General features: G+C 73.3%; 19 protein-coding genes. 5 read left to right on the top strand and 14 right to left on the bottom strand.

Annotated elements, in window-relative coordinates; translation table 11 throughout:
• Positions 1–9 precede the first annotated feature (9 nt).
• A complete protein-coding gene (gene hisI / locus OOK38_RS22850; protein WP_266757698.1) occupies positions 10–423 on the bottom strand; it encodes a phosphoribosyl-AMP cyclohydrolase in 414 nt (137 codons plus the stop codon).
• A 142-nt stretch (positions 424–565) separates the two neighbouring features.
• Here hisI and OOK38_RS22845 point away from each other — a divergent pair, with 142 nt between their 5' ends.
• Positions 566–1,201, top strand: a complete 636-nt coding sequence (locus OOK38_RS22845; RefSeq protein WP_266757700.1) for a TIGR03085 family metal-binding protein — start codon at positions 566–568, stop codon at positions 1,199–1,201.
• A 364-nt stretch (positions 1,202–1,565) separates the two neighbouring features.
• On the opposite strand, the gene OOK38_RS22840 is transcribed toward OOK38_RS22845, so the two are convergent.
• The 13 genes from OOK38_RS22840 to hisD all read right to left on the bottom strand — a co-directional run bounded on the left by OOK38_RS22840 (position 1,566) and on the right by hisD (position 15,253).
• A complete protein-coding gene (locus OOK38_RS22840) occupies positions 1,566–2,930 on the bottom strand; it encodes an MFS transporter (protein ID WP_266757702.1) in 1,365 nt (454 codons plus the stop codon).
• A gap of 20 nt (positions 2,931–2,950) precedes the next feature.
• A complete protein-coding gene (locus OOK38_RS22835; RefSeq protein WP_266757704.1) occupies positions 2,951–3,538 on the bottom strand; it encodes a transcriptional regulator in 588 nt (195 codons plus the stop codon).
• 171 nt (positions 3,539–3,709) lie between these two features.
• Positions 3,710–5,128 carry a CdaR family transcriptional regulator gene (locus tag OOK38_RS22830; RefSeq protein ID WP_266757706.1) on the bottom strand — a complete coding sequence of 473 codons (1,419 nt, stop codon included), beginning with the start codon at positions 5,126–5,128 and terminating at the stop codon, positions 3,710–3,712.
• Positions 5,129–5,241: 113 nt separating this feature from the next.
• Positions 5,242–7,413: a LuxR family transcriptional regulator gene (locus tag OOK38_RS22825; protein WP_266757708.1), complete on the bottom strand. Its 2,172-nt coding sequence runs from the start codon at positions 7,411–7,413 to the stop codon at positions 5,242–5,244.
• Positions 7,414–8,124: 711 nt separating this feature from the next.
• Positions 8,125–8,997, bottom strand: a complete 873-nt coding sequence (locus tag OOK38_RS22820; RefSeq protein WP_266765637.1) for a dienelactone hydrolase family protein — start codon at positions 8,995–8,997, stop codon at positions 8,125–8,127.
• Positions 8,998–9,518: 521 nt separating this feature from the next.
• Positions 9,519–10,274: an imidazole glycerol phosphate synthase subunit HisF gene (gene hisF / locus OOK38_RS22815; protein ID WP_266757710.1), complete on the bottom strand. Its 756-nt coding sequence runs from the start codon at positions 10,272–10,274 to the stop codon at positions 9,519–9,521.
• Positions 10,271–10,717: a RidA family protein gene (locus OOK38_RS22810; RefSeq protein WP_266757712.1), complete on the bottom strand. Its 447-nt coding sequence runs from the start codon at positions 10,715–10,717 to the stop codon at positions 10,271–10,273. Before OOK38_RS22810 ends, hisF begins: the two co-directional genes overlap by 4 nt.
• A complete protein-coding gene (gene priA, locus OOK38_RS22805) occupies positions 10,714–11,439 on the bottom strand; it encodes a bifunctional 1-(5-phosphoribosyl)-5-((5-phosphoribosylamino)methylideneamino)imidazole-4-carboxamide isomerase/phosphoribosylanthranilate isomerase PriA (protein WP_266757714.1) in 726 nt (241 codons plus the stop codon). The genes OOK38_RS22810 and priA overlap by 4 nt, the downstream gene beginning before the upstream one ends.
• Positions 11,436–12,083, bottom strand: coding sequence for an imidazole glycerol phosphate synthase subunit HisH (gene hisH, locus OOK38_RS22800; RefSeq protein WP_266757716.1), 648 nt, complete (start codon positions 12,081–12,083; stop codon positions 11,436–11,438). Before hisH ends, priA begins: the two co-directional genes overlap by 4 nt.
• Complete coding sequence (locus OOK38_RS22795) at positions 12,074–12,238, bottom strand: hypothetical protein (protein ID WP_266757718.1); 165 nt, start codon at positions 12,236–12,238, stop codon at positions 12,074–12,076. The genes hisH and OOK38_RS22795 overlap by 10 nt, the downstream gene beginning before the upstream one ends.
• Positions 12,235–12,828 carry an imidazoleglycerol-phosphate dehydratase HisB gene (hisB, locus tag OOK38_RS22790; protein WP_266757720.1) on the bottom strand — a complete coding sequence of 198 codons (594 nt, stop codon included), beginning with the start codon at positions 12,826–12,828 and terminating at the stop codon, positions 12,235–12,237. The genes OOK38_RS22795 and hisB overlap by 4 nt, the downstream gene beginning before the upstream one ends.
• On the bottom strand, positions 12,825–13,931 hold the full coding sequence (locus tag OOK38_RS22785; protein ID WP_266757722.1) for a histidinol-phosphate transaminase: 1,107 nt from the start codon (positions 13,929–13,931) through the stop codon (positions 12,825–12,827). Before OOK38_RS22785 ends, hisB begins: the two co-directional genes overlap by 4 nt.
• Entirely contained in the window at positions 13,928–15,253 is a 1,326-nt protein-coding gene (gene hisD / locus OOK38_RS22780) for a histidinol dehydrogenase (protein WP_266757724.1), read from the bottom strand. Before hisD ends, OOK38_RS22785 begins: the two co-directional genes overlap by 4 nt.
• 174 nt (positions 15,254–15,427) lie before the next feature.
• Between hisD and OOK38_RS22775 the strand changes: the two genes are divergently transcribed.
• The 4 genes from OOK38_RS22775 to ybaK all read left to right on the top strand — a co-directional run bounded on the left by OOK38_RS22775 (position 15,428) and on the right by ybaK (position 19,522).
• The gene (locus tag OOK38_RS22775; protein WP_266757726.1) at positions 15,428–17,008 is read left to right on the top strand and encodes an oxidoreductase; all 1,581 of its coding nucleotides are present in this window, start codon (positions 15,428–15,430) and stop codon (positions 17,006–17,008) included.
• Positions 17,009–17,211: 203 nt separating this feature from the next.
• The gene (locus tag OOK38_RS22770) at positions 17,212–18,252 is read left to right on the top strand and encodes a hypothetical protein (RefSeq protein WP_266757728.1); all 1,041 of its coding nucleotides are present in this window, start codon (positions 17,212–17,214) and stop codon (positions 18,250–18,252) included.
• Between the two features lie 11 nt (positions 18,253–18,263).
• On the top strand, positions 18,264–19,004 hold the full coding sequence (locus OOK38_RS22765; protein WP_266757729.1) for an LON peptidase substrate-binding domain-containing protein: 741 nt from the start codon (positions 18,264–18,266) through the stop codon (positions 19,002–19,004).
• Positions 19,005–19,021: 17 nt separating this feature from the next.
• Positions 19,022–19,522, top strand: a complete 501-nt coding sequence (gene ybaK / locus OOK38_RS22760; RefSeq protein WP_266757731.1) for a Cys-tRNA(Pro) deacylase — start codon at positions 19,022–19,024, stop codon at positions 19,520–19,522.
• Positions 19,523–19,564 lie beyond the last annotated feature (42 nt).

Raw genomic sequence — 19,564 nt, 5'->3', positions numbered from 1 at the left:
CGGCTGACCTTACTGATTCCGGGCGGGTACGCCGGAATCGGCGTCCTCGGGGCGGTGGCCGGGGTCCTTCAGCAGCACGTCGGCGTCGAAACAGGTGCGGGCCCCGGTGTGGCAGGCGGCGCCCACCTGGTCGACGCGCACGAGGACGGTGTCGGCGTCGCAGTCCAGGGCCACGGACTTGACGTGCTGGAAGTGGCCGGAGGTGTCGCCCTTGACCCAGTACTCCTGGCGGCTGCGCGACCAATAGGTGCAGCGGCCCGTGGTGAGCGTGCGATGCAGCGCCTCGTCGTCCATCCAGCCGAGCATCAGCACCTCACCGGTGTCGTACTGCTGGGCGATGGCGGGGACGAGTCCGTCGGCGCTGCGCTTGAGGCGGGCGGCGATCTCGGGGTCCAGGCTGCTGGGCGAAGGCGTGCTGGTCATGGGTGCCATTGTGCCGCGCCGGACCGTCGCACCCGGCCGTTGTCCACAGGCCGGACCCCCGAGGCCGGCCCCGGGCGGATCCCGCCGGATCCGGCGCGCTCTCCACTGGGCGCGGCGGCTACCCGGTCGTAGGCTTGCTGACATGTCGACCCATGCGAAGCGTGAACGACTTCTCCTCGCCGATCTGTTGGAGGCGGTGGGCCCGGACGCGCCCACCCTGTGCGAGGGCTGGTCCAGCCGGGACCTCGCCGCGCACGTGGTGGTGCGTGAGCGCCGCCCCGACGCCGCCGGCGGCCTCCTCGTCAAGCAGCTCGGGCCCCGCCTGGAGCGGGTGATGACGGAGTTCGCCGAGAAGCCGTACGAGGAGCTGGTCCAGCTGGTCCGTACCGGCCCGCCCCGCTTCTCGCCGTTCTCCCTGAAGCAGATCGACGAGGCGTCGAACGTGGTCGAGTTCTACGTCCACACCGAGGACGTGCGGCGCGCGCAGCCGGACTGGACGCCGCGCGAGCTGGACGCGGTGTTCCAGGAGGCCCTGTGGTCGCGCCTGGACCGCACGGCCCGGCTGATGGGCCGCGGCGCCCCGACGGGTGTGGTCCTGCGCCGTCCGAACGGCCAGACGGCGGTGCTGAACAAGGGCACGCCGGTCGTGACGGTGACCGGCGAGCCCTCGGAACTGCTGATGTTCGCGTTCGGCCGACAAGGTGTGGCGGACGTCGAGCTGGACGGCGACAAGGACGCGATCGCCAAGCTGCACGAGGCGAAGCAGCTGGGGATCTGACGACGCCGGGTCGCCCGGCGCCTCGGCCGGCAACGGCCGCCGTGCCGCCCGGACCCTCCGGCGGCCCCCGGACCGCCGCCGGACCCTTCGGCAGCCAACATTTGCCAGAGCCCTTCGGCGGCCAACGCTCGCCAGACTGATTCGGCGGCCAACGGTCGCAGACTCGTTCGGCAGCCGGCGATCGTCGAGCCCATTCGGCGGCCGACGGTGGCCGGGCCCAATCGGCGGCCGATGGTCAGCCGGGCAGTTCGGCGTTCCGCAGGTCCCGCACGCCCAGGGCGACGACGCCGCCGAGGCCCGTCGCCGGGCCACCGGGCCCCCCTTCGGTGGCCATCGGCCGCCAGACCCCCTCGGCAGCCAACGGTCAGCCAGGCAGTTCCGCCTTGCGGAGACCCCGCACGCCCAGGGCGAGGACGCCGCCGAGGCCGCACACCGCGGCGCTGGTGACGAAGACGGGGCCGGTGCCCCACCAGCCGATCGCGGCGGCGGTCAGCGGCATGCTGAGCGGCGCGAGGCCGAGGCTGACGATGCCGGAGACGGCACTGACCCGGCCCAGGTAGGCGGGGTCCGTCTGGGTCTGCAGCAGCGCGCCGCACAGGGCGCCGCTGAGTCCGGCGAGCAAGCCGACGAGCAGGGCGACCCCGACGGCCGCCGCGACGTTCGGTACGAAGGCGAGCGCGCCGATCGCGACCGAGCCCGCGAGGATCGCCACGGCGGCCAGACGTCCCGCGTGCGGCAGCCGCCCCCGCACGGTCAGCAGCAGCGCGGCGGTCCCCGCGCCGGTCCCGAACCCGGCGAGCACCCAGCCCATCCCGGCCGCGCCCCAGCCCCGCTGGTCGGCCAGCAGGGCCAGGCCCACGTTCAGCGGCCCGACGAATCCGAGGTCACCGAGCGCGATGACGGCGATGAGCGGGGCGAGGACGCGGTGGCGCCGGATGTAACGCAGCCCTTCGCGGAGGTCCCGCCAGGCGGTGGCCCGTGCGGGCCGCCCCGGCCCGGCACCCTCACTGTCCGCGCCCTTCGCGCCCTCCGCGCCCGCCGCGCCGACGGCCACGCGCGCGTGCCCCGTGTCCTCCGCGGCGCGTGTCCCGGAGGACACGTCCTCGTCGCCCGCGGGCAGCTCCCGCATCCGTACGGAGATCAGCAGCGGCACCGACACGGCGATCAGCATCCCCGCGAGCCCGAAGGCCGCCGCCGCTCCCCCGAGCGCCACACCGAGACCGCCGAGCGGTGCGCCGACCACGTTGGCGAAGCGGATCGCCAGGCCCCGCATGCCCTGGACGCGGGCGAGTTGGTCCCGGCTCGTGATGCGGGCCGGCAGGGCACCCACGGCGGGCATGAAGACGGCGTCGACAGCGCCGAAGACGACGGCGAGCAGGGCCAGCAGCCACAGGCTCGGGCTGGTCGCGAACAGCAGCGCGGCCAGGGCGAGCACGGCGACGCAGCGCACGGCGTCGCTGCCGATGACGACTTTCCGCGGCCCGAACCGGTCGGCGACCACGCCACCGCCGAGCATTAACAGGGCCCGGGGAACCGCGCTCACGGTCATCACCAGCCCTGCCTGCGCGGGCGTTCCGGACTGCACGGCCGCCCAGGACAACGCGATGTAGCAGACGTTGTCGCCGATCATCGACGAGGCGTAGGCGCCGAGCCAGCGCAGGACGTTACCGTCGCGGTGAGCAGGTGTGCGGGGGGCCTGGGTGGCGGGCGGTATGACGGTCGTGGTCATGGGGCCGGGTCCTCTCGGGGTCAGAAGCGGAACGGGAATCCGTACAGGTGCAGCGCGACGTTCTCGCGCCCTTCGGTCTCACCGGCCGCTTCGTCCGCGCGGCCCCTCTCGTCGAACTTCCTGATGACGGCGAGCAACTCGTCCTTCAGCTCGCTCAGTTGGACCGCCGTCAGCCGCAGAGTCGCCTCCGCGTCGGCCGCGGCGTCTTTCCAATCCGTCGGCCAGGTGGCTCGTTCGTCGAGGTAGCGCCGGTAGAGCTCACTGCGCTGGTCGTGGTAGAGCCGGGTGAAGGCGAGATGGGCGGCCTTCTTCTCCGGCGCGTCCCGGAAGTCGGCGCCCCGGACACTGACGCCGTCCGACGCCGCCTGCCACCACCGCTCACGGCCGTCCCCGCTGCGCGGCTCGGCCTCCTCGATCAGCCCGTACTCGGCGAGCTTGCGCAGGTGGTAGCTGACGAGCGACGGCGCCTCATCGACCTGCTCACCCAACTGGGACGCGGTGGCCGCGCCCGCGACGAGCAGAGCACGGTACAGCTGCATCCGCAGTGGGTGTCCGAGAGCCTTGAGCGTGCCCACGTCCGTGATCCGGCGGTTCTCCTTGCTGGCCATGACCCGACCCTAGATACGAAAGAAAAGTTGCGCAACTAAAATTGCGCAACTTTTCTTTCACATCTGCCGGAACGAAACCCCGGCCACCCGGTGACCGGGGTTCAGGCCACGGGGGCCACGGGCACGGTCAGCTCACGGAACGCCGTGTCCGCTCGGCGACCGGGCGGCCGCTCACGGGTCGAGCAGCGTGTGGGCGGCCAGGGCCAGCGACAGTTCCACGACGTCCGCGGGCCGGGTCAGGGAGCGGCCGGTGAGCTGTTCGCAGCGGCGCAGCCGGTTCAGGACCGTGTTGCGGTGGCAGTAGAGGCGGCCGGCGGCCCGCTGGGCGGAACCGTCGCAGGCGAGCCAGGCCGTCAGGGTGTCGAGCATGATGTCCCGGTCGGACAGGTCCAGCCGCAGCAGCGGCCCGAGAACCCGCTCGGAGAGCGCCGCGCCGAGCACCGGCGCGGAGACGACGAGCGCGGCGGGCAGGTGCTCCTCCAGCACGACGGTTCCGCCGGATCGCGGGCAGGCGCGCAGCGCCGTGTCGGCCAGCCTGCGGGCGTCACCGATCGCCGCGAGGCCTTCCACCACCGGGCTCACGCCGATCCTGGCCACCGGCGGGGCGGTCAGTCTGCGGGCGATCTCCCCCGCGTCCACGTCGAGCCCGTGCGTCCGGGGGCGCTCCCCGCCGCGGCCGTCGCCGCCGCCCGGACCGCCCTCGGCCGCCGGGGCGGGCTTCGGCTCGGGACCGGCGTCGAGGAGCCCGCTCTCGTGGCCGTGCCCGGGTTCGTCCCCGTCGTAGGGGTGGTCGCCGAGCAGGACGATGCCGTAGCTCCCGCCGCTGTCCCGGTCGCGGTCGCGGTACCAGAGGACCCGCAGACCCGAGAGGTGCACCTGGCCCCGTACGTCCGCCAGCGCCCGGCCGACGGGCAGGCGGGCCAGCACGACCGCGTACCGGCCCTGTTCGGGAAGCCCGAGGGCGGCCGCGGTGGCCGGCAGATCGGCGATCCGCGCGGTGCCGTCGAGCAGCGCGGCCGTCATCAGCCGCAGCCGGTTCTCCCGGCGCCACATCAGCTCGCGTTCCGTCTGGCGGTAGGCGTCCGCGACCACGGCGCAGTGGTCGTCGACGAAGTTCCACACATCGGCGGCCACATGCACCAGCAGACGCGCGTCGGAGGGGTGGCGGCGGGTCGTCTCGTCGACGAGCTCCTGCCAGACCATGCCGCCGCCCAGCCGGAAGGCGCGGAGCAGGGCGTCCAGCGGCAGGCCGCGTTCGGCGCGCGCCCTGCCGATGGCCCAGGAGCAGCGGCGGGCGTCCTCGCGCAGTTCACCGGGCCGGATCAGCGATCCGACGTTGAGCCGCAGCGAGCGCTCCACCTCGTCGCGCACGCTCTCCGCGTCGGCCTCCAGAGCCGCGCGGTACGCGGGTTCGCGCTCCCTGAGGAGGTCCATCAGACGTTCGGTGAGTTCGGGCAGCCCGGCCATCAGCGCCCGGGCGGCGCGGTGCAGCACCGAGAGGGCCTCCGCGTCGGCGGCCGGGCGGGGGGCGGCTACCCGGGGCCGCGGTCCGGGCAGGGTCCGCACGTGGGCGGGTACGAGGTGCTGCATCGCTGTCCTCCACCGGAGTCGGCTCGGTCCGGGACGCCCGGTCGGCCGACGCGCGGCACACGGGTGCTCCGGACCTCCTGATCCCGCAGGATGACATACCGCCCGGTCGGTACCTAGGGGTGTGCGGTGGTCTTCTCTGCCCGGTCCACCCATCGGGACAGCTCGACACGGGAGCGGACCCCCAGGGCGGCGAAGACATTGCGCAGGTGATGGTCCACGGTGCGGGGGCTCACGGACAGCCGCAGCGCCACCTCTCGGTTGGTGGCCCCCTCGGCCACGCAGCGGGCGATCCGCAGCTGCTGGGGGGTCAGGACGGCGAGCGGACCGTCCGGCTCGCACGGTCCGGCGTCCCCGGTGGCCCGCAGTTCGGCCCTCGCCTGCGCGGCCCAGCCGAGCGCCCCGCCCCGCTCGAAGGACACCAGCGCGTCCCGCAGCCGGCCGCGGGCCTCACCCGGTCTGCGCCGGCGCCGCAGCCAGGCGCCGTACAGGAGCTGGGTGCGGCCGCGCTCGAAGTCCCCCGTCACCTCGTCGTGACGGGCGAGCGCGGTGGTGAACAGTGCCTCGCGTTCCTCGGGGCCGCTCAGCAGCGCACGGCAGCGGGCCAGCTGGGCCGGGGCCTGGGGATCGGCGCCCTGCGCGGCCCAGTGGGCGAACTCGGCCGTCGCGGACCGGGCGGCTTCCGCCTGGCCGGTGCCGGTCGCGGCCTCCACGAAGCAGGGGACCGCGAGCATCCGTACCGCGAAGTGACCGCGGCGCGGGCCGGCGCCGACCAGGGGGCCGAGCCGCGCGGCGGCCTCGGCGAGCCGGCCGCCCGCCAGATCGGCGCGGGCCCGCGCCCATTGCGCCAGTGTGGCCGCCTGCGCGAGACCGTGGGGCGCGGCCACGCGTTCGGCGGCGGCGGCATGCTCCGCCACGGCCTCCGAGGACCCCTCGACCGACGCCACCAGCGCGAGGATCGCGTGGTGATGCGCCGCGAGGTTGTCCTGACCGGCCCCGAGGGCCGTGCGCAGGCCGTCCTCGGCGTGGGCGCGGGCACGGGCGTGCCGGCCGGCGCGCAACTCTCCGTAGGCCAGGCGTTCCAGCGCCTGGGCGATCAGGATGTTCGGGCCCCGGGCCCTGGCGACGGCCAGCGCACGGGAGTTGGCGCGGCAGGCGGCGGGGAGGTCACCGACGACGAGGGCGGCGCCCCCGGCCCGCAGAAGGACCTCCGGGCTGTCGAGGATTCCGGCCGCTCCCGCTCCGGCCACCACCTCCCGCAACGGCTGCCGTCCGGTGTCCAGACGGCCGTGCATCACGGCGGACATGCCCGCCCGGTACGCCGCGAGCCGCCGGTCGGGTTCCGGCCGCGCCGGGGTGAGGTCCAGGGCTTCCCGGCAGGCCGCCGCGTCACCCATGGCCCAGGACGCCTCCACGGCGGCGAGCCGGGCGGCCAGGGCGCGGTGCGGGTCGGTGGAAGCCAGTGACTCGGCGGCCAGCAGCAGGGCTTCACGGGCGTCGGCGACCGGGCCGTCCTGCAGGGCGAGCTGTCCGCTCACCAGTTGGGCCGAGCCGCGCACGGCGTCGTGCGGCCCCTCGCACCCGGCCTGCGCAAGCAACTCCCGCGCGCGGTGCGGCAGTCCCGCCAGCCGGGCCTGATCGGCGGCGTGGATCAGGCGGACGGCGCGCAGGCCCTCGTCGACGGCCAGCTCGGCCGACCGCGCCCAGGCCGCCGAACGCTCCGCGTGCGTCGGTCCGCCGCCCGGCAGCGCCGCCGCCGCGGCGAGCGCGTCGCCGAGGCGGGGTGCGGGAGCGGTGGCCGCCGAGGCCCGGTGGAAGAGGACGGGCAGGGCTTGCGGGCCCCCGGTGTGGGCTGCGGCCAGCAGACGGTGGGCCGCGCGCCGGCGGGCGGGCGGGACGGTCGCGTAGACGGTGTGGGCCGGGCCCGGATCGAGGACCCGGACGCGGCCTCCGGTGAGCCGGAGGACTCCCGCGGCCTCGGCGGCGTCGAGGGCCTCCGCGGCGCCCGCCCCGGCCGCCCCGAGAACCACCGCGGCGTCCACCCCGGCGGCCCTCATGTCCCACGCCCGCTCGGCCTCCACCACCAGCAGCAGGCCCGCCAAGGCCTCGCGCAGGGCGTCCGGGCACTCGACGCCGTCCAGGGCGGCGGATGCGGCGGGGCCGACGAGCTCGACGGCCTCGACGGCGAACAGCCCGGCGGAACCGGAGGATTGAAGCCCCGACGACTCACGGGCCGACCCCCGCTCCGTTCCGGGCGAGGCGCCGGGCCGGGTGCCGGGCGATGCCACGGGGCGGGCGGCAGGCGGCGTGCCCGCCGACGCACCGGACCGGACGCCAGGCGATGTACCCGCCGACGCACCGCGCCGGGTGGCGAGCGATGTACCGGGACCGGCCTCTTCTCCGGAACCCGGTGACGGGGTGTCGGTCGGAGGCGGGTCGTATACCGCGGGTGCGTCGCCGGGACCGGCGCACGTGCCGGCGCCGCCGGGCCGGGGCTCCGGCCGCCGGCCCGTGCTGCCGTCGCCGGGACCGGCTGGACGGAGGAGTGCCGCCGGGCCGGGTTCGGTGGGCCCCGGCGCCGTGAAACCCGGCGCCGGGAGGGATTCCGGCTCCCGCCCGGGAGCGGTGGGCCGACCGGGGTCGCAGCCCGGTCCCGGCTCGTCCGACGCACCCCGAGCGGGCGGCGGTAATGGTCTCCGGCCCGCCGTCCGGAGTGGACTTCGCGCAGTCGCGTTTCCCGTCACGACCGCCACGTTACTTCCGCGTAAACGAAGGCGGAAGTCCCGCGTTCACTTGTCCCCGCGGGCGGGGACAGCCCACCTGACCTGGGCGGACAGGGCCTTCGTAGGGCGTCGGCTGGGCGTGCTCCCAGGCTCGGCACGCAAGCCTTGTGCGCCCGCACAAGGACCGCGGTCCGGCTCGGGGCCACCCCCGTACGCGGGTGACGGCCACCGGAACGGCGGCCGTCACCTGTGCACGGGTCGGACCGTGCCGGGCGGTCAGGAGGTGTGCGGGCAGTTGCCCCGGTACTCGGCGATCGTCAGCGAGGCCTGCGGCAGCGGGCAGAGGAACTGCTCGTAGCGGGTGTCATTGTCGATGAACCGCTTCAGCCACGAGATGCTGTACTTCGCGATCGTCGTGTTCGAGCTGTTGGGCGTGAAGTGGGTGGCGCCCCTGAGTTCCAGATACGCCTTGTCGAGCGTGCTCGGCAGACTGGTGTAGAAGGGCTGGGAGTGCGTGGCCACCGGTGCGATCGTGTCGCCGTCGGCGCCCACGATCAGGGTCGGCGTCTTGATCTCCGGCCAGGTGGTGTCCAGGTTCCAGCCGGTGAGCGGGATCGCCGCCTGGAGCGAGGGACGGCTCTTCGCGGCTTCCAGGGTGCCGCCGCCGCCCATCGAGTGGCCCATGACTCCGAGCCGGCTGCTGTCGATCCTGGTCCGCACGGAACTGCTCTGGGTCAGGTAGTCGAGCGCGGCCAGCAGCTGCCGGCCGCGGCTGTCGGGCTGGTCGAGGGTGGTGTTGGTGTCGATGGTGAACACCACGAAGCCCTGGGAGGCGAGCCGGGGCCCGAGCCAGGAGATGGACGACTGGTAGGCCGTGTACCCGGGCGAGATGACGACCGCGCCGAAGGTGCCGTCGCTGGTCGAGGTCGGGTAGTAGACGGTGCCGCCGCCGAAGCCGCTCACGGACAGCGAGGAGACGCTGGTCTGGGAGACGGCGTACGACCCACGGGCCGCTTCGATACTGGCGTTCGAGGGGGCGGGGCCACGCTCGTACGGGTTCGCGGCGGCCTGCGCCGAGACGACCGGTGCTCCGACGGCCTGCGCTCCGGTGGCCTGGGCGGCGACGAGGCCGCCCGCGGCCAGGAGCACCGCGAGGCCGGCCCGCGCCAGGCGGCTCGTGAGCCGGTGCGGGCGGCTGGGGGACGGATCGGGGCCGACGGGTGCGGCGGGGAAGGGGCGGTTCGGCTGCTGCACGGTGGGTGCATCCTCTCGGTGAGGGAGGACGGACCCGCGCCGCGGCCGGAGCGCCGCCCTGGCATGGGTCGGAAGGCGCACGCTGCGATGACGGCGGGGGTCCGTCTCGGTGGTTGCGGTGGCAACTGTCCGCCCCGAACGCGGCCCGTACATCGGCAGAATCACCGGTCTTGGCCCGTCGCCCCCCCGCATCCGACACACCGCGGAACCCGCGCATCAAGGTCCACGGCGCGCGTCCCCATCGCCACGGCACGCGGGCACGCGGGCACACGGGCACACGGGCACACGGCACACGGCACGCGGGCACGCGGGCACGCGGGCACGCGGGCAAGGAGCGACAAGGAACACGGCCCGCACCCGGCAGCGGAGGCTGCCCGGGTGCGGGCCGTGAACGGTGGTGCGGTGGCGCGGGATCGTCAGCGGACCGGATGTCCCGCCTCGCGCAGGGTCTCCTTGACCTCGCCGATCCGCAGGTCCCCGAAGTGGAAGACGGACGCGGCCAGCACCGCGTCGGCGCCCGCCTCGATGGCCGGCGCGAAGTGGCCGAGCCGGCCGGCACCGCCGCTGGCGATCAGCGGAACGGTGACGTGCTTGCGTACGGCCTCGATCATCTCGATGTCGTAGCCGTCCTTCGTGCCGTCCGCGTCCATCGAGTTGAGCAGGATCTCGCCCGCGCCCAGGTCGGCGGCCCGGTGGGCCCACTCGACGGCGTCGATGCCGGTGCCCTGACGGCCGCCGTGGGTGGTCACCTCGAAGGAACCGCCCTCGGTCCTGCGCGCGTCCACCGACAGCACGAGCACCTGCCGCCCGAACCGCTCTGCGATCTCCCGGATGAGGTCGGGCCGGGCGATGGCGGCCGTGTTGACGCCGACCTTGTCGGCGCCGGCCCGCAGCAGCTTGTCGACGTCCTCGGCGGTGCGGACACCGCCGCCGACCGTCAGCGGGATGAAGACCTGCTCGGCCGTACGCCGCACCACGTCGTACGTGGTCTCACGGTTGCCCGAGGACGCGGTGATGTCCAGGAACGTGAGCTCGTCGGCGCCCTCGGCGTCGTACACCTTGGCCATCTCGACGGGGTCGCCCGCGTCGCGCAGGTTCTGGAAGTTGACGCCCTTGACGACCCGGCCGTTGTCCACGTCCAGGCAGGGAATCACTCGGACCGCCAGGGTCATGACCGCTCTTCTCCCTGTTCTGTGGGGTCTTCGCCGGACCGTTTCGCGGGGTCCTCGGCGGCACGGAACGCCTCCACCTCGACCTCGACCACCAGGCGCGAGTCCACCAGACCCGCGACGATGATCATGGACGCGGCGGGGCGGACGACGTCGAAAAGCAGCTTGTGGGCGCGGCCGACGGCCTCCACGTCCCGGGCATGGGTGATGTACATCCGCGTACGGACGACGTCGTCGCGGCCGAGACCGAGCTGCTCCAGCGCCTCGAACGCGACGCGGAAGGAGTTGAGCGCCTGCTCGTACGGGTCGCCTTCGGCGATCTGGCCGTCGATCACGGAGGTGCAGCCGGACACCAGCACCAGGCCGTTCGGCAGTTCCACCGCGCGGGAGTACCCGAAGGTGTCCTCCCAGGGCGCGCCGGTCGAGACGCGGCGTACGGCGCTCACCGGGCTACCGCCGCCAGGGCCTCTTCGAGGGTGAACGCCTTGGCGTACAGGGCCTTGCCGACGATGGAGCCCTCGACGCCGAGCGGCACGAGCTCGGCGATGGCGCGCAGGTCGTCCAGCGACGACACCCCGCCGGAGGCGACCACCGGGCGGTCGGTCGCGGCGCACACGGTGCGCAGCAGCTCCAGGTTCGGGCCCTGGAGCGTGCCGTCCTTGGCGATGTCCGTCACCACATAGCGCGCGCAGCCCTCGGAGTTGAGGCGCTCCAGCGTCTCGTAGAGGTCTCCGCCGTCGCGGGTCCAGCCGCGGCCGCGCAGGGTCGTGCCGCGGACGTCGAGGCCGACCGCGATCTTGTCGCCGTGCTCGGCGATGATCTTGGCGACCCACTCGGGGGTCTCCAGGGCGGCGGTGCCGAGGTTCACCCGGGTGCAGCCGGTCGCGAGGGCGGCCGCCAGGGAGGCGTCGTCCCGGATGCCTCCGGAGAGCTCGACCTTGATGTCCATCGCCTTGGTGACCTCGGAGATCAGGTCCCGGTTGTCGCCGGTGCCGAACGCGGCGTCCAGGTCGACGAGGTGCAGCCACTCGGCGCCGGCGCTCTGCCAGGCCAGGGCGGCCTCCAGGGGGGAGCCGTACGAGGTCTCGGTCCCGGACTCGCCGTGCACGAGACGGACGGCCTGGCCGTCGCGGACGTCGACGGCGGGGAGGAGTTCGAGCTTGCTCACAGTGTTCCGATCCAGTTGGTGAGGAGCTGGGCTCCGGCGTCGCCGGACTTCTCGGGGTGGAACTGGGTGGCCCACAGGGCGCCGTTCTCGACGGCCGCCACGAAGGGCTTGCCGTGCGTGGACCAGGTCACCAGGGGTGCGCGCAGCAGCGGGTTGCCGACTTCCAGCGACCAGTCGTGGACGGCGTAGGAGTGGACGAAGTAGAACCGCGCGTCGGCGTCGAGGCCGGCGAAGGCCTGCGAGCCGGCCGGGGTGTCGACGGTGTTCCAGCCCATGTGGGGCACGACGTCGGCCTCCAGCGGCCCGACCGTGCCCGGCCACTCGTCCAGGCCCTCGGTCTCCACGCCGTGCTCGATGCCGCGCGAGAAGAGGATCTGCATGCCGACGCAGATGCCCATGACGGGACGGCCGCCGGACAGCCGGCGGCCGATGATCCAGTCGCCGCGCGCCTCCTTGAGGCCCTGCATGCAGGCCGCGAAGGCGCCGACGCCGGGCACCAGCAGACCGTCGGCGTTCATCGCGGTGTCGAAGTCACGCGTTATCTCGACCTCGGCGCCGGCGCGCGCGAGGGCCCGCTCGGCGGACCGTACGTTTCCGAAGCCGTAGTCGAAGACGACGACCTTCTTGGGTGCGCTCAACTCCACACCTCCAGCCTCATGACACCGGCGACGAGACACATCGCGGCGCCGATGGAGAGCAGCACGATCAGGCTCCGGGGCATGTCCTGCTTGACGAAGGAGTAGATCCCGCCGAGGAGGAAGAGGCCGACGACGATCAGGATGCTGGAAAGGCCTGTCACAGCGCGCCCTTCGTGGAGGGGAGGATGCCGGCGGCGCGCGGGTCGCGCTCGGAGGCGTAACGCAGCGCACGGGCCAGCGCCTTGAACTGGCACTCCACGATGTGGTGCGCGTTGCGCCCGTAGGGCACGTGCACGTGCAGCGCGATCTGGGCCTGGGCGACGAAGGACTCCAGGATGTGCCGGGTCATCGTCGTGTCGTACTCGCCGATCATCGGCGCCATCTTCTCGGGCTCGGTGTGCACGAGGTAGGGGCGGCCGGACAGGTCGACGGTCACCTGGGCGAGCGACTCGTCCAGCGGGACCGTGCAGTTGCCGAAGCGGTAGATCCCCACCTTGTCGCCGAGTGCCTGCTTGAAGGCGGCACCCAGCGCGAGGGCGGTGTCCTCGATGGTGTGGTGGGAGTCGATGTGCAGGTCGCCCTCGGTCTTCACCGTCAGGTCGAACAGGCCGTGCCGGCCGAGCTGGTCGAGCATGTGGTCGTAGAAGCCGACGCCGGTGGCCACGTCGACCTTGCCGGAGCCGTCGAGATCGATCTCGACGAGGACCGACGTCTCCTTCGTCACCCGCTCCACGCGTCCTACGCGGTTCATGCGCTCTGCTCCTTCTTCATTTCACGTACCGCGTCGAGGAACGCGTCGTTTTCCTCCGGGGTTCCGGCGGAGACCCGCAGCCACCCCGGTACGCCGTTGTCCCGGACCAGGACGCCCCGGTCGAGGATCTTCCGCCAGGCGGCGTGGGCGTCGGCGAACCGCCCGAACTGCACGAAGTTCGCGTCCGACTCGGTCACCTCGTAGCCGGCCGCGCGCAGTTCGACGACCAGCCGGTCCCGCTCGGCCTTCAGCTGCTCGACGTATCCGAGCAGGGTGTCGGTGTGTTCCAGGGCGGCCAGCGCGGTCGCCTGGGTGACGGCCGAGAGGTGGTACGGCAGTCGTACGAGCTGGACGGCGTCCACCACCGCCGGGTGCGCGGCGAGATACCCGAGGCGCAGTCCGGCGGCGCCGAAGGCCTTCGACATCGTCCGGGAGACGACGAGATTCGGCCGACCTTCCAGCAGCGGCAGCAGCGAGTCGCCGTGGCTGAACTCGATGTACGCCTCGTCGATCACGACCATCGACGGCTTCGCCGCCTGCGCGGCCTCGTAGAGCGCGAGGACCGTCTCGGGCGGAACCGCGTTGCCCGTGGGGTTGTTGGGGGTGGTGATGAAGACGACGTCCGGCCGGTTCTCGGCGATCGCGCGCTCGGCGGCGGCGAGGCCGATGGTGAAGTCGTCGTTGCGGGGCCCCGAGATCCAGGCCGTGCCCGTGCCGCGCGCGATGAGCGCGTGCATCGAGTACGAGGGCTCGAAGCCGATCGCGGTGCGGCCGGGTCCACCGAAGGTCTGCAGCAGTTGCTGGATGACCTCGTTGGAGCCGTTGGCCGCCCAGACGTTCTCGGTGCCGACCGGGTACTTGCCGGTCTTCGTCAGATAGGCGGCCAGCTCGGTGCGCAGCTCCACCGCGTCCCGGTCGGGGTAGCGGTTGAGTCCGCGGGCGGCCTCGCGGACCCGCTCGGCGATCCGCTCGACGAGCGCCGCGGGCAGCGGGTAGGGGTTCTCGTTGGTGTTCAGGCGTACGGGGACGTCGAGTTGGGGGGCGCCGTAGGGGGTCTTGCCGCGCAACTCGTCCCGTACGGGGAGATCGTCGATGCCAGTCACTTGCCCTCGGGTACCTTCCAACCGAACCTTGCCTTGATCGCCGCGCCGTGCGCGGGCAGGTCCTCCGCCTCCGCCAGCGTCACCACGTGACGCGCTACCTCGGCGAGCGCGTCCTTCGTGTAGTCGACGATGTGGATACCGCGCAGGAAGGACTGGACGGACAGGCCCGAGGAGTGGCAGGCGCAACCGCCGGTCGGCAGGACGTGGTTGGAACCCGCCGCGTAGTCCCCGAGCGAGACCGGGGCCCAGGGGCCGACGAAGATCGCTCCGGCGTTCCTGACCCGGTCGGCGACCGCGGCCGCGTCCGCCGTCTGGATCTCCAGGTGCTCGGCGCCGTACGCGTCGACGACCCGCAGGCCCTCGTCGACGCCGTCGACGAGGACGATCGCGGACTGCCTGCCGCCCAGGGCCGGGACGATCCGGTCCTCGATGTGCTTGGTGGCCGCGACCTGCGGCTCCAGCTCCTTCTCCACGGCGTCCGCGAGAGCCGCCGAGTCGGTGACCAGGACGGCGGCGGCGAGCGGGTCGTGCTCGGCCTGGCTGATCAGGTCGGCGGCGACGTGCACCGGGTCGGCGGTGTCGTCCGCGAGGACCGCGATCTCGGTCGGGCCGGCCTCGGCGTCGATGCCGATGCGGCCGGTGAAGTAGCGCTTGGCGGCGGCGACCCAGATGTTGCCGGGGCCCGTGACCATGGGGGCCGAGGCGCAGGACTCGGTGCCGTACGCGAACATCGCGACGGCCTGGGCGCCTCCGACCGCGTACACCTCGTCGATGCCGAGCAGTGCGCAGGCGGCGAGGATCGTGGGGTGCGGGAGGCCGCCGAACTCCTTCTGCGGCGGGGACGCCAGCGCCATGGACGGGACGCCGGCCTCCTGTGCCGGGACGGCGTTCATGATCACGGACGACGGGTACACCGACCGGCCGCCGGGCACGTACAGCCCCACCCGGTCGACGGGAACCCACTTCTCGGTGACCGAGCCTCCGGGCACGACCTGGGTGGTGTGCGTCGTCCGGCGCTGTTCGCGGTGGACGAGGCGGGCGCGGCGGATGGACTCCTCCAGGGCCGCGCGCACGGCGGGGTCGAGCCGGTCCAGGGCGTCGGCGAGGGCCTCGGCCGGGACGCGCACGGACTCCAGCCGTACTCCGTCGAACTTCTCCGCGTAGTCGATCAGCGCCGCGTCGCCCCGATGATGCACGGCCTCGCAGATCGGTCGCACCTTCTCCAGGGCGGCCGAGACGTCGAAGTCGGCTCGGGGCAGCAGGTCGCGCAGGGCGGAACCCTCGGGGAGGGCGTCACCGCGCAGATCGATTCGAGTGATCACGGGGACAATTCTCTCAGACAGCACCGAGGCGCCGGACGCCTGTATCAATGGCTGATACAAGCCACCTTCGGTTCCGCGGAAGATCCCCGTCACCAGTAGCGTTCGGGCCGTCACTGAGCGGGCATTGCACGAATGTACGAAACCCGCGAGTAGCTGGGGAGGAAGGGACGTGCCGTGACCGAGGGTGCCGGCATCCGCACCGGGGACCTGCCGGACGAACTGACCGCCGCCGAAGCCGGGATGTGGCAGGCCTTCCGCAACGGCAGCGTGTACGACCTGCGCGCCGGCGACACCGTCGTCGACGATCCGCACGGCGGCCATCCGTGGGGGCCCGAGCGCAGTGTCCGGGCCCGGATAGTCGCCTGGCTGCTGCTCGACGGGCCGCCCGCCCTCCAGGGCCGGGTCGCGTCCCTGAAGCTGACCGGCGTGCGGATCACCGATGTGCTCGATCTCGCGGGCGGCACGGTGGTGCCGTACGTGGAGCTGAAGGGGTGCCGGTTCGAGAAGGAGGTCCTGCTGCCGGAGGCCCGGTTCACGACCGTACGGCTGGTGGACTGCGCGGTGCCGCGCCTGGAGGCGGCCCGGCTGCACACCGAGGGCGATCTTCATCTGCCGCGCTGCCGCTTCCACAACGGGGTACGGCTGACGGACGCGCACATCGGCACGGACCTGCTGCTCAACCAGGCCGTGGTCTACCGGGACCGGCGCGGGCGTTCCATCACCGGCGACGGCATGACCATCGGGCAGGATCTCCAGGCCGAGATGCTGGAGTCGCACGGCGAGCTGAGCCTGCGCGGCGCCACCGTCGGCGTGTCGCTGAGCCTGCGTGGCAGCAGACTGAGCAACCCGTACACGCGGCTCGCCCTCAACGCCCCCCAGCTGACCGTCAACCGCACGCTGTACATGACCCCCGCGGGCCTCGGCAATCCGGTGATGACCAGCGGCACCACACCCGCGCGCGGCACGCTGGTGCAGCGGTTCGAGTGCCAGGGCGGGGTCCGGCTGGACGACGGGCGGTTCGGTGACGCGCTCGACCTCGAGCGGGCCCGCTTCACCTTCGACGACGACCAGGAGCTGTCACTGCTCCGGGTCCAGACGCCCGAGCTGCGCTTCCTCGGCGAGCGGCCCGAGCGCGGCAAGGTCGTGCTGTCCGGGGCGCGGATCGTCAACCTGGTCGACCGGGCGTCCAGCTGGCCGACGCCGGGCAACCTCCACATGGGCGGTTTCACGTACGAGAGCCTGGTCCCGCAGGGCGCCTTCCCGCTGACCCGGCGCCTGGAGTGGGTGGCGGCGGCGACCGCCGAGTACAACCCGGAGCCGTACGAGCGTCTGGCCACCGTGCTGCGCAACTCCGGTGAGGACGAGGACGCCCGCGAGGTGCTGCTCGCCAAGCAGCGGCGCCGCCGCGAGACCCTGCCGCTGGCCGCGAAGCTCTGGGGGTACGCGCAGGACTGGACGGTCGCCTACGGGTACCGGCCCGGCCGGGCCGCCCTGTGGATGGCGGTGCTGTGGGCGGCGACGTCGGTCGCGTTCTCGCACGCCGGCCACACCCCGGCCAACGGTGACGGGCATCCTCCGTGGAACGCCTCGCTCTTCGCCCTGGACCTGCTGCTGCCGGTCATCGACCTGGGCCAGGCCGGCGTCTGGCAGCTGCGCGGCGGCTGGCAGTGGCTGGCGGCGGTGGTGATCCTCTTCGGCTGGATCCTGGCGACGACGGTGGCCGCGGGTGCCACGCGGCTACTGCGCCGGGGCTGACACGGGGGCGCCGGCGCGAGGGGCGCCGGGCCGCGCGGCGGACCGGACCCGCTCGGCTTGCGGAAGGCCGGCGCCGCACACCGGATCTCCATCAACCTTTTAGCTGCCCTTGACCATGTGTCGCACAACCAAACGGTGGTTACGAAAGCGTCACCGCACACCTCTGGTACAGCTCCGACCTGCGGCTTTCAATGGTCGACACCATGGCACTGCTGCGCGCTCTCCTCCGTACGGCCCGGATGGCACGGAACACCTCACGCCTCGCCTCCGGACTGCCCGCCGACGACGAGGTACTGCTCGACGCGCCCGACGAACGTCTGGGCCCCGCACTCGTCGCGGCGGCCCGGGGCGAGTACGCCCCCGCGGCCAAGCTGCTGGCCACCACCCGCGAGTCCGCCGAGTGGGAGAACCGCGACCGGTACGCCATGCGCCTCGCCACCTTCGCGCGCTCCCGCGACACGTGGCTCACGGAGTGGCAGGCCGCCGACCCGCACGATCCGGACGTCCTGCTCGTCCGGGCCGAGCTGGCGGTCCGCCGCGGCTGGGAGTCGCCGGCGCGGGTCGAACTGCTGCGCGAGGTCGGCCCGCTGATCATGTCCGCCGCCGAGGGCGACCCGCACGACCCGGTTCCGTGGCGGATAGCGCTCGACCACGCCCGCGGCACCAACACCGGGCACACCGAGTTCGAGCAGCTGTGGGCCCAGGCCGTCCGGCGCTCCCCGCACCACTACGGCTGTCACGTCGCCGCTCTCCAGTACCTCTCGGCCGCCTGGTACGGCTCGCACCGGGAGTGCTTCGACTTCGCCGAGCCGGCCGCGCAGGACGCGCTGCCGGGCTCCCTGGTCCAGGCGCTGCCGGTGCGCGCGGCCTTCGCCTATCTGACCGAGGGCGGCGGCCCCGAGGTCCCCCGCGAACGCCTGGACGCCGCGGCCGACCTCGCGATCGCGGTCTCCGCGTCCTACGCCGCCGCCGACCCGTGGCCCGCCGAGGTGCGCAATCTGCTGACGTACGTCCTGGTCCGGCTGGAGCGCTGGCAGGACGCCCTGGAGCAGCTGCGTCTCATCGGCCCGTACGCGACCTCGTTCCCCTGGGACCGGGTCTCCGACGACCCGCTCGGGCAGTTCCTGGAGCTGCGCGACGGTGTCCGTCTGGAGGTCGCCTCGGGGCTTCCGCTGCGGGATCCGGACCCCGATCCGCAGCTCGGGAGCGGGCACGGCGGACGCGCACGCTCCGGCGACCATTAGGCTTTCGCGTCGTGACCACCGTCCGGCTCCCGCTCTTCCCCCTGAACTCGGTGTTGTTCCCCGGGCTCGTGCTTCCTCTGAACGTGTTCGAGGAGCGCTATCGCGCGATGATGCGCGATCTGCTCAAGACCCCCGAGGACGAACCGCGCCGCTTCGCCGTCGTCGCCATCCGCGACGGCCACGAGGTGTCGCCCACCGCGCCCGGCATGCCGGACCAGACCGCCGTGCCCGAGCGCGGGCCCGCCGCCGGCTTCGGTGACGATCCGCTCAAGGCCTTCCACGAGGTGGGCTGCATCGCTGACGCGGCGACCGTCCGCGAGCGCGCCGACGGCAGCTTCGAGGTGCTGGCGACGGGCACGACACGGGTCCGTCTGCTGTCCGTGGACGCCTCCGGCGCGTTCCTGACGGCCGAACTGGAGGAACTGCCCGAGGACCCGGGCGACGAGGCCGGCGCGCTCGCCGAGGGCGTCCTGCGCGCCTTCCGCCAGTACCAGAAGCGGCTGGCCGGAGCGCGGGAGCGCTCGCTGTCGACCGGCGCGGACCTGCCGGACGAACCGGCGGTGGTCTCCTATCTCGTCGCCGCCGCCGTGATGCTGGACGTCCCGGCCAGGCAGCGGCTGCTGCAGGCCTCCGACACGGCGTCCCGGCTGCGCGAGGAGCTGAAACTGCTGCGCGCGGAGACCGCGATCATCCGTAATCTGCCGTCGTTGCCGGCGTCGGACCTGACGCGCGGCCCGACGAGCCTGAACTGACGCATGCGAGAAGGTCGATGGCCAAGAAGTCCAAGAAGCAGCAGTCCGGCGGCACCCCGGCGACGGTGGCGCTGACGGAGGCGGGCGTCGCGTACACCGTCCACGCCTACGAGCACGACCCCTCGCACCCGTCCTACGGCGAGGAGGCGGCCGAGGCGATGGGCGTCTCGCCGGACCGGGTCTTCAAGACCCTGGTGGCGGACGTGGACGGCGCGCTCGTGGTCGCGGTCGTGCCGGTGGCGGGTTCCCTGGACCTCAAGGCGCTCGCCACGGCGGTGGGCGGCAAGCGGGCGGCGATGGCCGACCCGGCGGCGGCCGAGCGCACGACGGGGTACGTCCGCGGCGGCATCTCGCCGCTCGGCCAGCGCAGGAAGCTCCGCACCGTGCTGGACTCCTCGGCGGCCGGCCACACCACGATCTGCGTCTCGGCGGGCCGCCGCGGTCTGGAGGTCGAGCTCTCCCCCGCGGATCTGGCGACGCTCACGGAAGCGGTGTCCGCGCCCGTCGGGCGTGCGTGACCCCTCGACGGATGTCCCGTCCTCGGTTAAGCACGAGGGACA

This window comes from Streptomyces sp. NBC_00568 (assembly GCF_026341855.1).
Taxonomy (GTDB): domain Bacteria; phylum Actinomycetota; class Actinomycetes; order Streptomycetales; family Streptomycetaceae; genus Streptomyces.
Note: the sequence above shows the minus strand (reverse complement) of the source record. Positions and strands in the feature narration are given on the sequence as shown.

What these genes read in the sequence shown, in the direction of transcription:
- hisI (WP_266757698.1), bottom strand. Translation starts at nt 423, where the DNA reads ATGACCAGCACGCCTTCGCCCAGCAGCCTGGACCCCGAGATCGCCGCC.
- OOK38_RS22845 (WP_266757700.1), top strand. Translation starts at nt 566, where the DNA reads ATGTCGACCCATGCGAAGCGTGAACGACTTCTCCTCGCCGATCTGTTG.
- OOK38_RS22840 (WP_266757702.1), bottom strand. Translation starts at nt 2,930, where the DNA reads ATGACCACGACCGTCATACCGCCCGCCACCCAGGCCCCCCGCACACCT.
- OOK38_RS22835 (WP_266757704.1), bottom strand. Translation starts at nt 3,538, where the DNA reads ATGGCCAGCAAGGAGAACCGCCGGATCACGGACGTGGGCACGCTCAAG.
- OOK38_RS22830 (WP_266757706.1), bottom strand. Translation starts at nt 5,128, where the DNA reads ATGCAGCACCTCGTACCCGCCCACGTGCGGACCCTGCCCGGACCGCGG.
- hisF (WP_266757710.1), bottom strand. Translation starts at nt 10,274, where the DNA reads ATGACCCTGGCGGTCCGAGTGATTCCCTGCCTGGACGTGGACAACGGC.
- hisB (WP_266757720.1), bottom strand. Translation starts at nt 12,828, where the DNA reads ATGAACCGCGTAGGACGCGTGGAGCGGGTGACGAAGGAGACGTCGGTC.
- OOK38_RS22770 (WP_266757728.1), top strand. Translation starts at nt 17,212, where the DNA reads ATGGCACTGCTGCGCGCTCTCCTCCGTACGGCCCGGATGGCACGGAAC.
- ybaK (WP_266757731.1), top strand. Translation starts at nt 19,022, where the DNA reads ATGGCCAAGAAGTCCAAGAAGCAGCAGTCCGGCGGCACCCCGGCGACG.